The 15,163-nt window shown below is 69.0% G+C and carries 17 protein-coding genes and 1 riboswitch; of the genes, 7 read left to right on the top strand and 10 right to left on the bottom strand.

What is annotated here, in order from left to right:
- Nucleotides 1-19 precede the first annotated feature (19 nt).
- Nucleotides 20-688 carry a 5-formyltetrahydrofolate cyclo-ligase gene (locus ABD104_RS09830; RefSeq protein WP_343927446.1) on the top strand — a complete coding sequence of 223 codons (669 nt, stop codon included), beginning with the start codon at nucleotides 20-22 and terminating at the stop codon, nucleotides 686-688.
- A gap of 276 nt (nucleotides 689-964) precedes the next feature.
- Here the strand turns inward: ABD104_RS09830 and metF are convergent, their stop codons facing one another.
- The 4 genes from metF to ABD104_RS09810 form a co-directional block, all read right to left on the bottom strand.
- A complete protein-coding gene (metF, locus tag ABD104_RS09825) occupies nucleotides 965-1,831 on the bottom strand; it encodes a methylenetetrahydrofolate reductase [NAD(P)H] (RefSeq protein ID WP_087838716.1) in 867 nt (288 codons plus the stop codon).
- A gap of 25 nt (nucleotides 1,832-1,856) precedes the next feature.
- Nucleotides 1,857-2,195 carry a phage holin family protein gene (locus ABD104_RS09820; protein WP_087838715.1) on the bottom strand — a complete coding sequence of 113 codons (339 nt, stop codon included), beginning with the start codon at nucleotides 2,193-2,195 and terminating at the stop codon, nucleotides 1,857-1,859.
- Nucleotides 2,196-2,259: 64 nt separating this feature from the next.
- Nucleotides 2,260-3,678, bottom strand: a complete 1,419-nt coding sequence (gene ahcY, locus ABD104_RS09815; RefSeq protein ID WP_087838713.1) for an adenosylhomocysteinase — start codon at nucleotides 3,676-3,678, stop codon at nucleotides 2,260-2,262.
- A gap of 79 nt (nucleotides 3,679-3,757) precedes the next feature.
- A riboswitch (S-adenosyl-L-homocysteine riboswitch) is annotated at nucleotides 3,758-3,868 on the bottom strand.
- A 68-nt stretch (nucleotides 3,869-3,936) separates the two neighbouring features.
- Nucleotides 3,937-4,854 (bottom strand): LysR family transcriptional regulator, encoded by a 918-nt coding sequence (locus tag ABD104_RS09810; RefSeq protein ID WP_165963126.1) that lies wholly within the window; start codon nucleotides 4,852-4,854, stop codon nucleotides 3,937-3,939.
- 104 nt (nucleotides 4,855-4,958) lie between these two features.
- On the opposite strand from ABD104_RS09810, the gene ABD104_RS09805 reads away from it, so the two are divergent.
- Both ABD104_RS09805 and ABD104_RS09800 read left to right on the top strand, forming a co-directional pair.
- A complete protein-coding gene (locus tag ABD104_RS09805) occupies nucleotides 4,959-5,984 on the top strand; it encodes a Bug family tripartite tricarboxylate transporter substrate binding protein (protein WP_343927445.1) in 1,026 nt (341 codons plus the stop codon).
- A 3-nt stretch (nucleotides 5,985-5,987) separates the two neighbouring features.
- A complete protein-coding gene (locus tag ABD104_RS09800; protein ID WP_343927444.1) occupies nucleotides 5,988-7,592 on the top strand; it encodes a sulfatase-like hydrolase/transferase in 1,605 nt (534 codons plus the stop codon).
- A 3-nt stretch (nucleotides 7,593-7,595) separates the two neighbouring features.
- On the opposite strand, the gene ABD104_RS09795 is transcribed toward ABD104_RS09800, so the two are convergent.
- The 4 genes from ABD104_RS09795 to ABD104_RS09780 all read right to left on the bottom strand — a co-directional run bounded on the left by ABD104_RS09795 (nucleotide 7,596) and on the right by ABD104_RS09780 (nucleotide 10,672).
- Nucleotides 7,596-8,369 (bottom strand): hypothetical protein, encoded by a 774-nt coding sequence (locus ABD104_RS09795; protein ID WP_087838710.1) that lies wholly within the window; start codon nucleotides 8,367-8,369, stop codon nucleotides 7,596-7,598.
- Nucleotides 8,366-8,857, bottom strand: a complete 492-nt coding sequence (locus tag ABD104_RS09790; protein WP_343927443.1) for a hypothetical protein — start codon at nucleotides 8,855-8,857, stop codon at nucleotides 8,366-8,368. The genes ABD104_RS09795 and ABD104_RS09790 overlap by 4 nt, the downstream gene beginning before the upstream one ends.
- 13 nt (nucleotides 8,858-8,870) lie before the next feature.
- Nucleotides 8,871-9,575 (bottom strand): EAL domain-containing protein, encoded by a 705-nt coding sequence (locus ABD104_RS09785; protein WP_165404393.1) that lies wholly within the window; start codon nucleotides 9,573-9,575, stop codon nucleotides 8,871-8,873.
- 212 nt (nucleotides 9,576-9,787) lie between these two features.
- Complete coding sequence (locus ABD104_RS09780; protein WP_087838707.1) at nucleotides 9,788-10,672, bottom strand: LysR family transcriptional regulator; 885 nt, start codon at nucleotides 10,670-10,672, stop codon at nucleotides 9,788-9,790.
- A 100-nt stretch (nucleotides 10,673-10,772) separates the two neighbouring features.
- Between ABD104_RS09780 and ABD104_RS09775 the strand changes: the two genes are divergently transcribed.
- From ABD104_RS09775 to ABD104_RS09760, 4 genes are read left to right on the top strand one after another with little or no spacing between them, the layout of a single operon-like run.
- Nucleotides 10,773-11,792: a membrane dipeptidase gene (locus ABD104_RS09775; protein ID WP_176400719.1), complete on the top strand. Its 1,020-nt coding sequence runs from the start codon at nucleotides 10,773-10,775 to the stop codon at nucleotides 11,790-11,792.
- Nucleotides 11,792-12,142, top strand: a complete 351-nt coding sequence (locus tag ABD104_RS09770; protein WP_087838706.1) for a RidA family protein — start codon at nucleotides 11,792-11,794, stop codon at nucleotides 12,140-12,142. The genes ABD104_RS09775 and ABD104_RS09770 overlap by 1 nt, the downstream gene beginning before the upstream one ends.
- Nucleotides 12,143-12,164: 22 nt before the next feature.
- Nucleotides 12,165-13,130, top strand: coding sequence for a Bug family tripartite tricarboxylate transporter substrate binding protein (locus ABD104_RS09765; protein WP_343927442.1), 966 nt, complete (start codon nucleotides 12,165-12,167; stop codon nucleotides 13,128-13,130).
- A gap of 10 nt (nucleotides 13,131-13,140) precedes the next feature.
- Nucleotides 13,141-13,626, top strand: a complete 486-nt coding sequence (locus ABD104_RS09760) for a RidA family protein (RefSeq protein ID WP_087838704.1) — start codon at nucleotides 13,141-13,143, stop codon at nucleotides 13,624-13,626.
- A 12-nt stretch (nucleotides 13,627-13,638) separates the two neighbouring features.
- Here the strand turns inward: ABD104_RS09760 and ABD104_RS09755 are convergent, their stop codons facing one another.
- A complete protein-coding gene (locus tag ABD104_RS09755) occupies nucleotides 13,639-14,685 on the bottom strand; it encodes a glycosyltransferase family 4 protein (RefSeq protein WP_343927441.1) in 1,047 nt (348 codons plus the stop codon).
- A 96-nt stretch (nucleotides 14,686-14,781) separates the two neighbouring features.
- Nucleotides 14,782-14,997, bottom strand: a complete 216-nt coding sequence (locus tag ABD104_RS09750) for a DUF1289 domain-containing protein (RefSeq protein ID WP_087838702.1) — start codon at nucleotides 14,995-14,997, stop codon at nucleotides 14,782-14,784.
- Between the last annotated feature and the right edge of the window lie 166 nt (nucleotides 14,998-15,163).

Genomic DNA, 15,163 nt, shown 5'->3' with positions numbered 1-15,163 from the left:
GAGGAGAGCTGAATAGGCCATGGCAGCAAGAATAGCATCGGGTAAACCCAGGGAGGCCACCGCCGCCGCCCTGCGTCCACGCCTGCGCGCCCTGCGCGCGGCCATGAGCGCCACCGAACGCGCCGCGGCCGACGCCCGCATCGTCGGCCTCCTGCAAGGCAGGATACACGACTACCTGGCCGCCGCCCCAAGGAGCGGCAGGCGCGTGGTGCTGTCGGCATTCTGGCCCATCGGCGACGAACCCGACCTGCGCCCCGCCTTGCAGGCCTGGGCCCGCGACGACCGGCTGGAACTGACCCTACCCGTCATCTTGACCAAGGCCGCTCCCCTGGAGTTCCGCGCCTGGACGCCCGATGCCACGATGGCCCCCGGCGCCTACGGCATCCCCGAACCCCGGTCCACCCCGGCCCGCACCCCCGACATCGTCCTGGTCCCGACCCTGGGCTACACCGTCGACGGCGACCGCATCGGCTACGGCGGCGGCTACTACGACCGCACCCTGGCCGCCCTGCGCCAGGGCGGCCACGCGACCCTGGCCCTGGGCATCGCCTACGCCTGCGGCCGCCTGGCCCCCGACGTGCACGTACCCGAGCCGCACGACATGCGGCTCGACGCCATCATCACCGAAGAAGGATGCATGCCCGGCCCCCACACCACCGACCAGGGCGCCACACCCGCTACACCATAAGACGCCGCAGGTTGTTTCCGGCCTTGGGGCGCGGGGCGCTGTGAGGCGCATTCGGAGCCGCCGGAGTTGGCGCGGTCGGCGGGGAAGCAAGGGCGTGCATGTCTGAGCGCGGCAGTAGGGACAGTCCGGGGGACTGTCCCCGCGCGAGTTCACGCCCGCCCCGCCGACCGCGCCAACTCCGGGAAGTCCCGGCAAAGCCGGGACCGGCTACGCTGCGCCTCACAGCGCCCCGCGCCCCAAGGCCGGAAACAACCGTCTAAAGAACTCGAACGACCGTCACCGCTCCAACTCTTCCCAAACAGCCTGCGTAGCATCCGCCTGGTTCATCGTATAGAAATGCAACCCCGGCGCCCCCCCATCCAGCAACGTCTGGCAAAGCTCCACCACCACATCGTGCCCGAACGCCCGGATCGAAGCCCGGTCATCCCCGTACGACGCCAGCCGCAACCGTATCCATCGCGGAATCTCCGCCCCGCACATATCCGAGAACCGCGCCAGCTGCGTGTAATTCGTGATCGGCATGATCCCCGGCACGATAGGCGCCAGCACCCCCTTCGCCGTCGCCCGGTCCACGAAATCGAAATACGCATCCGCATTGAAGAAATACTGCGTGATCGCGCTGTTCGCCCCCGCCCGCATCTTCTCCACGAACCGGTCCAGGTCCGCCTCCGGCCCCTGGGCCTGCGGATGCATCTCCGGATACGCCGCCACCTCGATATGGAACCAGTCACCCGTTTCCTTGCGGATGAAATCCACCAGGTCCCGCGCATAGCGCAGCTCGCCCATGTCGCCCATGCCCGACGGCATGTCCCCGCGCAGGGCCACCAGCCGCCGGATCCCGGCCTGCCGGTACGTATGGAGAATCTCGCGCAGGCTCTCGGGCGTCGAACCTATGCACGACAGGTGCGGGGCGGTCTCGTAGCCCAGCTTCTGCAGCATCGATACCGCCAGCATCGTGCCGTCGCGGGTCGAGCCGCCCGCGCCGAAGGTCACGCTGGCGAAATGGGGATGCAGGCCTTGCAACTGCTTGGCCGTGCGGACCAGCCTTTCCTGCGCCGGGGTGTCGCGCGGCGGGAAGAATTCCAGGCTGAAGACCGGCGCGGCGTCAGCCGGCGCCGCGTCGGGAAAGACGGATGAACTCACTTGCGGGCAACCTGTAGGAAGAGGGTCAGTTGGGCACGATGGCCGACAACAGGCCCGAGATCAGACTGTAGAGCAGCGCGCCGATGACCGCCCACCAGAATCCGTTGACCTGGAAGCCCTTCAGGATCGAGCCCGCGAACCAGAACAGCAGCGCGTTCAGCACGATCAGGAACAGGCCCAGCGTGACGACCGTGATCGGCAGCGTGAGCAGCACCAGGACCGGCTTGACCAGCGAATTGAGCAGGCCCAGCACCAGCGCCGCGATCAGCGCCGAGCCGAAGCTCGCCACGGTGATGCCGGGCAGCAGATAGGCCACGACCAGCAATGCCACGGCGTTGAGCAACCAGACGAGTAACAGGGTCATCGCGAACTCCTTGCCAAGGGGAAAAGGGGGCGTCCGGGGCGCGGCGGCCCCGGAAGGGGAACGATCAGTAGCGGTAGTGCTCGGGCTTGTAGGGGCCCTCGACCGGTACGTTGATGTAGGCGGCCTGGTCGGCGCGCAGTTGCGTGAGCTGCGCGCCCAGCTTCTTCAGGTGCAGGCGCGCGACCTTCTCGTCCAGGTGCTTGGGCAGCACGTAGACCTGCCCCTTGGCGTACTTCTCGTTGCGGGTCCAGAGCTCGATCTGGGCGATGGTCTGGTTGGCGAACGAGGACGACATCACGAACGAGGGATGGCCGGTGGCGCAGCCCAGGTTCACCAGCCGGCCCTGCGCCAGCAGGATGATGCGCTTGCCGGAGGGCAGGATGATGTGGTCGACCTGCGGCTTGATCTCTTCCCACTTGTATTGCTTGAGCGAGGCGACGTCGATCTCGTTGTCGAAGTGGCCGATGTTGCAGACGATGGCCTCGTCCTTCATCGCGACCAAGTGCTCGTGCGTGATGACGTGGTAGTTGCCGGTGGCCGTGACGAAGATGTCGGCCTTGTCGGCCGCGTAGTCCATGGTCACGACCTTGTAGCCTTCCATGGCGGCCTGCAGCGCGCAGATGGGATCGACTTCCGTCACCCAGACCTGGGCCCGCAGCGCGGCCAGCGCCTGGGCGCAGCCCTTGCCCACGTCGCCGTAGCCGCACACCACCGCGACCTTGCCCGCGACCATGACGTCGGTGGCGCGCTTGATGCCGTCCACCAGCGACTCGCGGCAGCCGTACAGGTTGTCGAACTTGGACTTGGTGACCGAGTCGTTGACGTTGATCGCGGCGAAGGCCAGCTCGCCCTTCTTGGACATCTGGTAGAGACGGTGCACGCCGGTCGTGGTTTCCTCGGTCACTCCCTTGATCTGGGCGAGACGGGTGGAGTACCACTTCGGATCGCGCTTGAGGGTGTTGCGGATCGAGTCGAACAGCGCGACTTCCTCGTCGCTGCCGGGCTTGGCCAGCACGGTGGCGTCCTGTTCGGCGCGGGTGCCCAGGTGCAGCAGCAGCGTGGCGTCGCCGCCGTCGTCCAGGATCATGTTGGCGTGGGTGCCGGCCGGCCATTCGAAGATCTGGTGAGTGTATTCCCAGTAGTCGGCCAGCGACTCGCCCTTGATCGCGAACACCGGCGTGCCCGAGGCGGCGATGGCCGCGGCGGCGTGGTCCTGGGTCGAGAAGATGTTGCACGAGGCCCAGCGCACGTCGGCGCCGAGGGCCTTGAGCGTCTCGATCAGCACGGCGGTCTGGATGGTCATGTGCAGGCTGCCGGCGATGCGGGCGCCCTTGAGCGGCTGGGTGGCGGCGAATTCCTCGCGGATCGCCATCAGGCCGGGCATTTCGGTTTCGGCGATGCTGATCTCGCGGCGGCCCCAGTTGGCCAGTGCGATGTCGGCGATGCGGTAGTCGGGGGTCTGGGCGTTGGGTACAGCGTTCATGGGGACTCCAAAGTGCTTGCCCTTTGACGCCGCGGCGTGAGCCGGGAAGGCTCGCCGCATGGCCTGCAAGGGGCAGGATGTGGGGCGAGCGCCGTTGCCGTGGACCGGCGCCGCCTGGGGCCGCCGCCGATCCGTTACCTGAGCCTGGCGGCCTGGCGTGGTGCCGGTCGTCGCAACGCTCCTCAGGTGGCAAGCATTGTAGCGGGTTCCCGCGCTGCCGGCATGACAGGCGGGGGCGCGGGACGCGGCCATCCGGTATCAGAATGTCGCGGGGGCCAGGTCCGGATTGCGCTTGAGCTCGGCCAGCAGATAGTCGGCCAGCGCGCGGCAGCGCAGGGGGATATGGTCGCGCTGGGGCAGGTAGAGATGGACGTCGACCTGGCGCGAGACATAGCCGATGGACAAGGGGAGCAGCCTGCCCGCGCGAATGTGCGGCGCCGCGTAGTAGCTGGCGATCTGGCCGATGCCCGCGCCGTGCAGCACCGCGCGGTGCTGGCTTTCGGCGTCCTGCACCGACAGGGCGCCCTCGGGATTGAGCGTGACGATGTCGCCGCCCGACTGGAAGGTCCACGGCCAGAGCCGGCCCGTGCGCGGATGGCGCAGCAGCACGCAGCGGTGGTCGCGCAGGTCGTCCACGTGGCCCGGCACGCCCCATTCGTCCAGGTAGGCCGGCGAGGCGCACAGCACGTGGTTGAAGGTTCCGGCCTTGCGGGCGACCAGCGAGCTGCTGGGAAGCTCGCCGCCGATGATGCCCACGTCCACCCCGTGTTCGACCACGTCCGGCAACTGGTTCAGGGTCAGCATGTCGACCCGGACCTGGGGGTAACGGTCCATGAAGCGCCCCATCAGCGGCGCGACGAGTTCAAAGCTGATGGCATAGGGCAGCGCCAGCCTGACCGTGCCCACCATCTGCTCGGTGCGGTCGCGCAGGACGTCGAGTCCGCCCTGGATGGTTTCCATGCCGGCGCGGCAGCGCTCATGGAAGGCCCGGCCTTCCTCGGTCAGGTTGATGCTGCGGGTGGTGCGGTAGAACAGGCGCACGCCCACCTGCTGCTCGAGCTGCCGGATCTGGGCGCTGACGGCCTGCGGCGTCACGCCCAGCGTGCGGGCCGCCTTGCTGAAGCTGCCCGCTTCCGCCGCCCGGGCGAACGTGACGATGAGCCGCAAGTGGTCCATATTTGCAAATGCAGCTTGAAAGTGATTCAAGCGATTATCCACTACACGATAAATATCGACCACCCTAGACTGCGTCTGCATCGAACGCCTTCGGGGAGATGAATATGGATGGCAAGCGCAAGGACGGCATGCGGCCGGGCCGGCGGGCGGGATTGCGCGCCGGGGCCGGGCTGGCCGCCTGTTGGCTCGCGGGTGGAGGCCTGCTGCCCCGGCCCGCGCTGGCCCAGGGGTTTCCCGCCAGGCCGGTGACGCTGGTCGTGCCCTTTCCGCCCGGGGGCGGGGTGGACCCCATCGCGCGGCTGCTGAGCGAGAAGCTGGGCAAGGCCTGGGGGCAGCCGGTGGTGGTCAGCAACCGCCCCGGCGGCGGCAGCAGCATAGGTACCGGCATCGTCGCCCGCGCCGAACCCGACGGCTACACCCTGCTGGTCACCGCCAACACCTTCGCCATGGCTCCTCACGTCCTGCCCCGGAACCTGGGCTACAGCTTCGACGTGCAGCGGGACTTCACGCCCATCGCGATGATTTCCTCCACGCCCATGCTGCTGCTGGCGCATCCCGGCCTGGGCGTGAAGAACGCCCGCGAGCTGGCCGAGCTGGCCCGGACCGGGCCGCCCCTGGCCTACGCGACCTCCGGCAACGGGTCGCCCATGCACATCGCCGGCGAGCTGTTCAACCGCGCCGCCGGCCTGTCGCTGCTGCATTCCCCTTACCGGGGCGTGGGGCCAGCGCTGGACGACGCGCTGGGCGGGCAGGTCAAGCTCATCTACCTCGGCTATGGCGGCGCCAAGCCCTACATCGAGACCGGGAGGCTGGTGCCGCTCGCCGTCGTGGACCAGCGCCGCAGCCGGCTGATCCCCGACCTGCCCACGATGGCCGAGCAGGGGTTCCCGGGCGTGTTCGTGGACATCTGGTTCGGCGTCTACGGCCCGGCGGGGATGGCGCCCGCGCTGGCCGACCGCCTGAACGCCCGGATCAACGCGGCGCTGCGCGAGCCGGATGCCGTGGAGCACTTCAAGCAGCGCGGCGAACTGGTCGTGGGCGGACCCCGCGACGTGCTGGCCAAGGCCACGCGCGACGACTACGAGCGCTACGGCGAGATCGTCAAACGCTTCAAGATCCAGGCGGATTGAGCCATGTCCGCGCCCAACTTCCTGATCTTCATCACCGACCAGCACCGGGCCGACCACCTGGGCTGCTATGGCAATCCCGTGCTGCGCACGCCCCACATCGACGCGCTGGCCTCGACGGGCGTCCGCGCCGAGCGTTTCTACGCCGCCAGCACGACCTGCATGTCGAACCGCGCGACGCTGATGACGGGGCGCCTGCCGTCGGTGCACGGTGTCGTCCACAACGGCATCAACCTGTCGCTGGACCAGACCACCTTCGTGGAACTGCTGCGGGACGCGGGCTATGCCACCGCGCTGATCGGCAAGTCGCACCTGCAATGTTTCGGCTACGACCATCCCGACAAACGAGCCTGGCGTCCCGTCGAGGGACGCCGGTCGCCCGCCGAAGTCCTGCGCGACGCCACCAAGCGGCCGCGCATGGGCGAAGGCTACGACAACGAATGGACGCCGGACTGGAAGGCGGGGCGGCGCCGGCGCGTCGACACGCCCTACTACGGCTTCGATCACGTCGAACTGTGCACGCTGCACGGCGACCAGGTGCAGGGCGACTATGCCCGCTGGCTGGCCGGGCGCCATCCGGATCCGGACAGCCTTCGCGGACGGGACCATGCGCTGCCCGCCCAGGGGTACGGGGCGCCCCAGGCCTGGCGCACGCGCCTGCCGGAATCGCTCTATCCTTCGTCCTACATCGGCGAGCGGGCCTGCGGCTGGCTGGAGTCCCTGGCCGCGCAAGCCGGGCCGAAGGCACCGTTTTTCCTGATGTGTTCTTTTCCCGATCCACACCATCCCTTCACGCCGCCAGGCAGGTTCTGGGATATGTACGATCCGGCCGGCGTGCCGCTACCGGCGTCGTTCCATGCACCCGGCGCTTCGCCGCTGGTGCGGAGCGTGCACGATTACGGCCGCGGCGGCGGCACGCGCGAGGGCTATACCGCCTTCCCCGTCTCGGAACGCGAGTGCCGCGAGATCACGGCCCTGACCTACGGCATGATCGGCCTGATCGACGAGCAGGTCGGCCGCGTGATGGCGACGCTGGATCGCCTGGGCATGCGCGAGGACACGATCGTCATCTTCACCAGCGATCACGGCGACATGATGGGGGACCACGGCGTGATGCTGAAGGGGCCCATGCACTATCAGGGCGTGGTCAGGGTGCCTTTCATCTGGAGCGACCCCGCGCTGCCGGAAACCCGGCGCGGAACGGTCTGCGAGGCGCCGGCCGGGACCCTGGACATCGCCGGGACCGTGCTCGACCGGGCGGGCATCGCCGCCTACAACGGCATGCAGGGCCTGAGCCTGCGCGAGGCGCTGGAGCGCGGCGCCCCGCTGCCGCGGCCGGGCGTGCTGGTCGAGAACGAGCCGGTCATGTTCCAGTTCGGACGTCCGCGGCGCTTCCGCCTGCGCACGCTGTTGACCGGGCAGTGGCGGATCACGCAGTCGGACGACCGGGCGCTGTGCGAACTCTATGACCTGGAAAAGGATCCGCTGGAGCTGCGCAATCTTTGGGACGATCCGGGCGCGGCAAGCCGGCGCGCCGAACTGACCGATCTCCTGCTGGCCGCCATGATCGAGCATGCCGACGCATCGCCGCTGCCCGCCGGGGTTGCGTAAAGCTCAGCGGTGGCCGTGCGGCGGATGCAGGTCCGGGTAGACCAGGGACAGCAGCGCCAGGTCCCGCAGGTCTTCGGTGGACAGGTCGGTTGGCGCCAGCGTGCCCAGGGCCCGCATGCCCTTGCGCAGCCAGGCGCGCGACTCGCGTCCGTCGGCGAAATAGCTGCCGGCGAAGATCAGCGCCTTGGCGATATCCGGGCGCGGGCCGTCGCGCCACTGGCGCGAGAAGAAGTGTCGCAGGTAGCGGACCTGGACCACGAGACTGCGGCGGGTGGTCTCGCTGGCCAGCCCGCCGCCGCGCAGATCCCATTTGATCCAGTTGACGATGCGGGGCGCCAGGCTGGGCGCTTCCCATCCGGGGCCGCGGCCCGGACCGTTGGCGACCGCCCAGTTCAATACCAGCGCCCGGTGCCACTCCCGTCGCTGCTCGGCGTCGGCGGCGTTCAGGTCGTCGAAGCGGTGCAGCTGGCCGATCCAGTCCTGGCCCCAGGGCTGATGATGCCAGCCGCGCGAATCCGGCAGGACGCGTTCGATGCCCTGGAAGGAAAAGGCCCGGGGAGCGGTCATGGAGCGGGGGCCGCTGCCGGCCGGCCAGCGCCGCGCGGCGGGCCGCAGCGACGGCGACCGGCCATGGACGGGGTCCATCAGATAGCGCTCGTGGCGCTTCAACCCATGGACGTAGTCGCGGACGAAACGGGACAGGAGGCGGCGCAATCCGGCCGGCGGGCGCCGGTCGCCCCGGACGTGGCCTGCCCCGCCGGTGGCCTGCCGGGTCACAGGAAGTGGCGCAGATCCGTCAGGCACGGGGACTTGAGGTGACGGGCTAGGCATGGCGTCTTGGGCGGAACGGACAAGGTGAAGGGGACGCCGGGCTCGAGCAGGAGGACGATCTGGAAGTCCCGCGGCAAGTGGGGGTATAGCGGCGTCAGTTCTCCCAGATCGAGGTTCGGCAGGGAGACGTTCAGGAACAGCGTCGTCGGCTGCCATTCGGCCAGGACCTGGACGAGGTGCCGCCGGTCGTGCACGGCGCGCGCATGGCAGCCCTGCTGGCTGAGGAAGTCGCAGACGTCGGCGCAGAACCGCTTGCCCATGTCGGCCACCAGCACGCGCTTGTTGGTGCGCGCGGGCGGGAGGGAGGGCGAGGCGACGGCCAGGGCGAAGTCATTGCGGGGGATGCGCTTGGCGCTGCGGCGCGGCGTCTTGCGCGCGGGGCGGGCCTTGGCCGCGGGGGCGGCCGGTTCGTTCCGGGCGGGGGCGGCGGTCATGGTGGCGGTCCGGTCAGTGACGTTCGCCCGCGCAGGCCGCCAGGCGCCACGGGCTGGGCCGCAGCCAGGGAGCATGCAGCGCGGGAAGGCCCGCCAGGACGCCCTGGATCCATACGCCCGCCTCGCGCGGCAGGCGCAGCAGGTCGGCGGGATCGTCCACGCCCTGGATGACGACCGCCGGCGCCAGCCGGCGGCACAGGCGGATCAGGCCGGAGGTGCCGCCCACGCCGTGCAGGCGGCGCGCGCGATGCAGGTATGCCGGAGCGATCCTGACGATGTCGGGACGGGCATCGAGCAGGAAGTCCACGGTGCCGCCGGCCGCGCCGAAATCGTCGATGGCCAGCAGGCAGCCCAGTTTGCGCAGCCGGCCGGCAAGGCCGAGGGCTTGCCGCGATTCCAGCCTGTCGTCGCTCTGGGCCAGTTCGATCACCAGCCGCCGGGCGAGCCGGTTGTCGGCGCGCAGTTCGTCCAGCAGGGGGGCCCAGCCGGCCTCGTCGGCCAGCATGTCCGGCGAGACGGAGCAGCCCAGCGTGATCCAGGGGTGGTCACGCAGGACCGCCATCACGGCCTGGACAAGCGCAAGGCCGGGCGCGTCCCGCGCGTCGTCGTCGGGCGATGCCAGCAGGCGGGACGTGACGCTCTGGTAGAGGTTGCGCGTGCCATCCAGCAGCGACGAGACAGGCTGGAACGCCAGGGCCCGGGCGCCGGGTCCGGGCATGTCGACGTAAGCGGGCGGCGGGGCGGGAAAGGAGAGAGGGAGGGCCGGCTGCGCTGGCGATGGATGGGTAACCTGCATGGAATGCTGCCTTCGACGTCAGTTCTCTCGACCTGCCGTCCATGCCTATGGACCGATAGTCAAGAATGCAAGGATAAGGGGGGCATCGCATCTTTATCTGAGCAAATCTGAGCAAGCGGCCCCGATTCCGCGATTCAGATCGTGGCGGCCATGGTGCGGCTGCAGTCCAGGACCAGGTCCAGCATGGCCTGGGACGCCGGGCTGAGGCTGGCGTCGCGCAGCGTTATCAGGTCGAGGCTGCGGGTTGCGCCCTGGTCGGCCAGGGGCAGCAGGCGGACGGTCCGGCTGGCGGTGACGGCCATGGTCGGCAGCAGCGTGACGCCGAAGCCCTGGGCCACGAAGGTCAGCAGCGACGTGGTGTTGTGCAGGTTCAGCGGCGCCTGTTCCACCAGGCGCGACAGTTCGGGCGAGGAAAAGCGCGAACACAGGCCGTTGGCGATGAACTCGGCCGGATCGATGTCGCGCCAGCGGACCGGCCGTTTCAGCGCGTTCAGGCGGTGCCCGGCGGGGCAGACCAGCACGAAGGGATCCTTCAGCAGCGGTTCGGCCTTCAGGTCCGGGTCGGCATTGGAGGCGGGCGCCGTGGCGATGCCGAAGTCGACGACGCCGGCGGAAACGGCCTGGATCACTGCCGCCGAATCGATGTCCCGCAGGTCGATGCGCACGCCGGGGCGGGTCGCCCGCATGCGGGCAATGGCGGCCGGCAGCAGACGGGTGGCCGCCGACGGCACGGCGGCGATCCGGGCGATGCCCTGGCCGCCCTGCGCGTAGCCGCGCATCTGGGCCAGCGCGGCATCGAAGGCATGCAGCGCCCGCTGCGCCTGGAGATGCACGTGCCGGCCCAGCGGCGTCAGCCGGTTCTTGCGCTCTCCTTCGAACAGGGCTCCGCCCAGTTCCGCTTCGATCTGCTTGAGGGTCATCGATACCGCGGCGGGCGTGCGGCCCACCCTGTCCCCCGCCTCGACCAGCGCCCCGGTGTCCACCACCGCCACGAAAGTCCGTAGTTGGTCGATCTTCATTCAAGAAAAATTTGAATTTATTGAATATCTTTTAGTTTGACTGAATTTCATCCGGATCTCTACAGTTCCGCTACCAATGACGCAGGAGCTGGAACCGGGAATGGGCATCGACAGGTCGCAACCCTTTCGCATCGACGGGCTGCAATACAACAACTGGTCCGAGAAAATCTTCCGCCAATGGCGGGAAGGCGGCCTGGACGCCGTGCACGTCACCATCGCGTATCACGAGAACTTCCGTGAGATGGTGCAGGTCATCGAGCGCTGGAACCGCTGGTTCGAGACTTTCCCCGAGCTCATCGTCCTGGCCCGCGGCGCCGACGACGTGCGCCGGGCACGCGAGGAGGGGCGCACGGCGGTCGTGTTCGGCTGCCAGAATCCTTCGCCCATCGAGGACGACATCGGGCTGGTGGAAGTGCTGCACACGCTGGGCGTGCGCTTCATGCAGCTCACCTACAACAACCAGTCGCTGCTGGCCAGCGGCTGCTACGAAGCGAACGACGGCGGCGTCACGCGCATGGGGCGCGAGGTCATACGCGAGATGAACCGCGTCGGCCTGGTGATCGACATGAGCCACTCGGGCGAGCGTTCGACGCTGGAGGCGATCGAGCTGTCGCGGCGTCCCATCGTCGTCAGCCACGCCAATCCGCACGCCTGGGCGCCCGCGCTGCGCAACAAGTCGGATACGGTCATCAAGGCGCTGGCCGCGTCCGGCGGCATGCTGGGCTTTTCCCTGTATCCCCATCACCTGAAGGACAAGTCCGCCTGCCGGCTGGAAGCGTTCTGCGAGATGGTGGCCCGCACCGCCGAGCTGGCCGGCGTGGAGTCGTTGGGCATAGGTTCGGACCTGTGCCAGGACCAGCCGGACTCCGTCGTGCAGTGGATGCGGATGGGGCGCTACACCAAGCGCATGGACTACGGCGAAGGATCGGCCGCGCAGCCGGGGTTCCCGCCGCAGCCCGACTGGTTCCGGGACAGCCGCGACATGGCCAGGATCGAGGCCGGGCTGCGCGCCGTCGGCTTCTCCGAACGGGACACCGCGATGGTGCTGGGCGAGAACTGGCTGCGCTTCTTCGAGGCGGGTTTCGGACCCATGCAGGCCGAGACGCGGGAGGCGGCGTGATGAGCATCCACAGAGTCGGGCCCGGCAAGCGCATGTCGGAAATCTCGGTCTTCAACGGCGTCCTGTACCTGGCGGGCCAGGTGCCCCGGGAGACACGCGGGCGCGACATACGCGAACAGACGGCCGAAGTGCTGGCCATGATCGACGGGCTGCTGGAAGGCTCGGGCAGCAACCGGTCCCGGCTGCTGTCCTGCCAGATATTCCTGCGGGACATGGCGCTGTTCGCGTCCATGAACGAAGTCTGGGATGCCTGGGTCGCCGCCGGCCAGGCCCCGGCCCGCGCCACGGTGCAGGCCGCGCTGGCTTCGCCCGGGTGCGACATAGAAATCGTCGCGGTCGCCGCGGCCTGAACCGTCAAGAAGGAGACCTTTCATGTCCATGCATCGCGTTGCCGCCGCCGTCCTGGCGCTGTCGTGTGCCGCGGGCGCCCACGCGGCGTCCTTTCCCGGCAAGATGATCCACCTGGTCGTGCCTTTTCCCCCCGGCGGCGTGGCCGATCTCGTGACGCGCACGGTGGGCCAGAAGGTGGCCCAGGACATCGGCCAGCCCGTGGTGGTCGACAACAAGCCGGGCGCAAGCGGCATCATCGGCGCCGAGCACGTGGCGCGGGCGGCGCCCGACGGCTATACGCTGCTGGTGGCGAACCTGCCGGTCATGTCCATCAACGAGCTGCAATACTCGGACCTGCCTTATTCCGCGAGCCGCGATTTCACGCCCGTCGTCATGCTGGCGGACCAACCGTACATCATCGCCGCCAAGCCCGGCCTGCCGGTCGCCGACCTGGCCGCATTCACCCGGCTGGCCAAACAGAAGCCGGGCGCGCTGACCTTCGGCTCGGCGTCCAGCTCGACCTACCTGGCGGGCGAGCTTTTCAACGCGCGGGCCGGCACGCGGATGACGCACGTGCCCTACAAGGGCAGCGCGCCCGCCATCAACGACCTGCTGGGCGGGCACATCGACCTGCTGCTCGATCCCGTCATCACGCTGCTGCCGCATGCGCGCGCCGGGAAGATCCAGGCGCTGGCGGTGACCTCGCCCACGCGCATCGACATCGCGCCCGAGATCCCGACCTACAAGGAAGCCGGCCTGGAAGGGCTGGACATCACCTCCTGGCAGGGCATCGTGGCGCCCGCGGGAACGCCGCGCGAGGTGGTCGAGACCTTGAACGCGGCGTTCAACCGCGCGCTCAAGTCGCCCGAGGTCGCGGCGCCCTTGAAGGAGCAGGGAGTCTCGGTGAAAGGCGGATCCGCCGCCCAGTTCGCCGCCTTCGTCGAGGCCGAGAACCAGCGCTGGGCGAAGCTGGCCCGGGAAGTAGGCTTCCAGCCCACCAAGCGCTAGGAGGCCGCGCATGTCTGACGCCGATGAACGCCTGCGCGCGCTGGGGCTCGCGTTGCCGCCGCCCACGCCCACGCTGTTCTCCTACGCGCCGGCGATCCGGTACCGCGATACCGTCCACGTAGCCGGACAGATACCCAAGACCGGGGCGGATACGCTGCTGGCGCAGGGCGTCGTGGGCGAATCGGTGGACGCCGCCGCGGGCCGCGAGGCCGTCAGGCTGTGCGTGCTGCATGCCCTGGCATGGGTGAAGCACCTGGCCGGCGGCACGCTCGCCGACGTCGAGCGGGTACTGCGCGTGAACTACTTCTTCCAGGTCGGCCGCGAACGCGGCGGGTGGTCGCAACTGGCCGATGAAGGGTCCGAGCTGCTGGTCGCGCTGTTCGGCGAGCGCGGACGCCATCCGCGTTCCGTCATCGGCGTGAGCGAACTGCCGCGCAACGCGCCGGTGCTGGTGGACCTGGACATCGCGCTCCGGGAAGGCGCCCCCGGCGCCTGAAGCCCGGGGCCGCTACACCGCGCCCTGCGGGTACCAGTCCAGGTCGGCCTTTTCGCGGTTCGGATCGGCGGGCACCTGCAGCTCCAGCAAACGCGAGGCGATCGCGGTCCAGCTGTGCTCCAGCGCGTGCTGGCGGATGTCGGTGCCCGACAGTTCCAGCGCCCCCATGCAGGCCGCGCGCAGGTTGTCGTGCAGGACGCCGGTGCGTCCTTCGCTTACGACCGCCATCGGTGCCTCGCTGCGATAGGCGGCCACCGGCGTGCCGCAGGCGATCGCCTCCAGCATGACCAGGCCGAAGGTATCGGTCTGGCTGGGAAAGACGAACACGTCGGCGCCGGCGTAGTAGCGCGCCAGTTCGCCGTGCGGCTTCATGCCCAGGAACACCGCGCCGGGGAACTTGCGCCGCAGCCTGGCCTCGTCCGGGCCGCCGCCCACGACCACCTTGGTTCCCGGCAGGTCCAGGGACAGGAAGGCATCCAGGTTCTTTTCCCTTGCCAGGCGGCCCACGCTCAGGAAGATGGGGCCGGGGTAGGGCAGCGCGTTGCCCGCTTCGGGCCGGAAGCGCTCGGTGTCCACGCCGCGCGCCCAGATGTGGAGATTGCCCAGGCCCTTGGCCGCCAGCGTGTCGCGCACGGTGGGAGTCGGAACCAGCACGCGCTGCGAGGGCCGGTGGAACCAGCGCATGAAGCGCCAGGTCCAGTTCGCCGGGATGCCCATCCGCGCCTGGAGATAGTCCGGGAACATGGTGTGGAAGGAAGTGGTGTAGCGCCATCCCCGCTGCCGCGCCAGCCGCCGCGCCGCCAGGCCCAGCGGCCCTTCGGTGGCGATGTGCAGGGTGTCCGGCTCGCGGCCCGCCAGGGTGCGCAACAGGTGCCGGCGCGGTTCCACGCACAGCCGCACGTCGGGTTCGGTCGGGGTGGGGATGGTGCGGCTGCCGACCGGGCTGACGACGATGAGTTCGTGGCCCCAGGAGGTCAGCGTTTTCTGCATGTACGTCCAGGTATGGACGACGCCGTTGATTTGCGGATGCCAGGCATCCGTGACGAGGACGATGCGCATGGGCCGTAGGGGTCGGTGCGATGGCGCCTATTTAGCCTGCGGCATGTGACAGGCCGAAGACTGTCATGATGCGGGCGCCACGGCCCGGCCCGCCGATCAGCCCTTGCGCCGCGGGTAGCCCTGGGCCCGGATCCGCTGCCACACCGCCTGTTTTTCCTCGGGACTCATCTGCACCCAGTTGGCGACTTCCATGGCGGTACGGCCGCATCCGCGGCAGATGTCGTCGAACAGGGTGGAGCACACCGCCACGCAGGGCGAATCGGGGGTGGAGGAGGGAGCGGGAGAGTCGGAAACGGGTAACTTGGCGGTCATATCGCGGCAGTGTAACGCCAACCGCCGCCCCTTCCGGCCAGGGCCGCCCGGCCCGCATATCCTTACTTCGTCGTCCCTGAATAATCCCCGCAGCCCGCATAAACACTGGATATTAGGGCGATATCCGATGGTCGGAACTCCTAGTTTGTTGTCCAATGGAGGCTGT

Origin of the sequence: Pigmentiphaga daeguensis (assembly GCF_039523035.1) — a bacterium.
Taxonomy (GTDB): domain Bacteria; phylum Pseudomonadota; class Gammaproteobacteria; order Burkholderiales; family Burkholderiaceae_B; genus Pigmentiphaga; species Pigmentiphaga daeguensis.
Note: the sequence above shows the minus strand (reverse complement) of the source record. Positions and strands in the feature narration are given on the sequence as shown.

Bases quoted from the DNA above. Each gene is read 5' to 3' on its own strand.
- ABD104_RS09775 (WP_176400719.1), top strand. From the start codon at position 10,773: ATGGGCATCGACAGGTCGCAACCCTTTCGCATCGACGGGCTGCAATAC.
- ABD104_RS09780 (WP_087838707.1), bottom strand. From the start codon at position 10,672: ATGAAGATCGACCAACTACGGACTTTCGTGGCGGTGGTGGACACCGGG.
- ABD104_RS09785 (WP_165404393.1), bottom strand. From the start codon at position 9,575: ATGCCCGGACCCGGCGCCCGGGCCCTGGCGTTCCAGCCTGTCTCGTCG.
- ABD104_RS09790 (WP_343927443.1), bottom strand. From the start codon at position 8,857: ATGACCGCCGCCCCCGCCCGGAACGAACCGGCCGCCCCCGCGGCCAAG.
- ABD104_RS09805 (WP_343927445.1), top strand. From the start codon at position 4,959: ATGGATGGCAAGCGCAAGGACGGCATGCGGCCGGGCCGGCGGGCGGGA.
- ABD104_RS09750 (WP_087838702.1), bottom strand. From the start codon at position 14,997: ATGACCGCCAAGTTACCCGTTTCCGACTCTCCCGCTCCCTCCTCCACC.
- ABD104_RS09800 (WP_343927444.1), top strand. From the start codon at position 5,988: ATGTCCGCGCCCAACTTCCTGATCTTCATCACCGACCAGCACCGGGCC.
- ABD104_RS09820 (WP_087838715.1), bottom strand. From the start codon at position 2,195: ATGACCCTGTTACTCGTCTGGTTGCTCAACGCCGTGGCATTGCTGGTC.
- ABD104_RS09770 (WP_087838706.1), top strand. From the start codon at position 11,792: ATGAGCATCCACAGAGTCGGGCCCGGCAAGCGCATGTCGGAAATCTCG.
- ABD104_RS09755 (WP_343927441.1), bottom strand. From the start codon at position 14,685: ATGCGCATCGTCCTCGTCACGGATGCCTGGCATCCGCAAATCAACGGC.
- ABD104_RS09810 (WP_165963126.1), bottom strand. From the start codon at position 4,854: ATGGACCACTTGCGGCTCATCGTCACGTTCGCCCGGGCGGCGGAAGCG.
- ABD104_RS09760 (WP_087838704.1), top strand. From the start codon at position 13,141: ATGTCTGACGCCGATGAACGCCTGCGCGCGCTGGGGCTCGCGTTGCCG.
- ABD104_RS09765 (WP_343927442.1), top strand. From the start codon at position 12,165: ATGTCCATGCATCGCGTTGCCGCCGCCGTCCTGGCGCTGTCGTGTGCC.
- ABD104_RS09830 (WP_343927446.1), top strand. From the start codon at position 20: ATGGCAGCAAGAATAGCATCGGGTAAACCCAGGGAGGCCACCGCCGCC.
- ahcY (WP_087838713.1), bottom strand. From the start codon at position 3,678: ATGAACGCTGTACCCAACGCCCAGACCCCCGACTACCGCATCGCCGAC.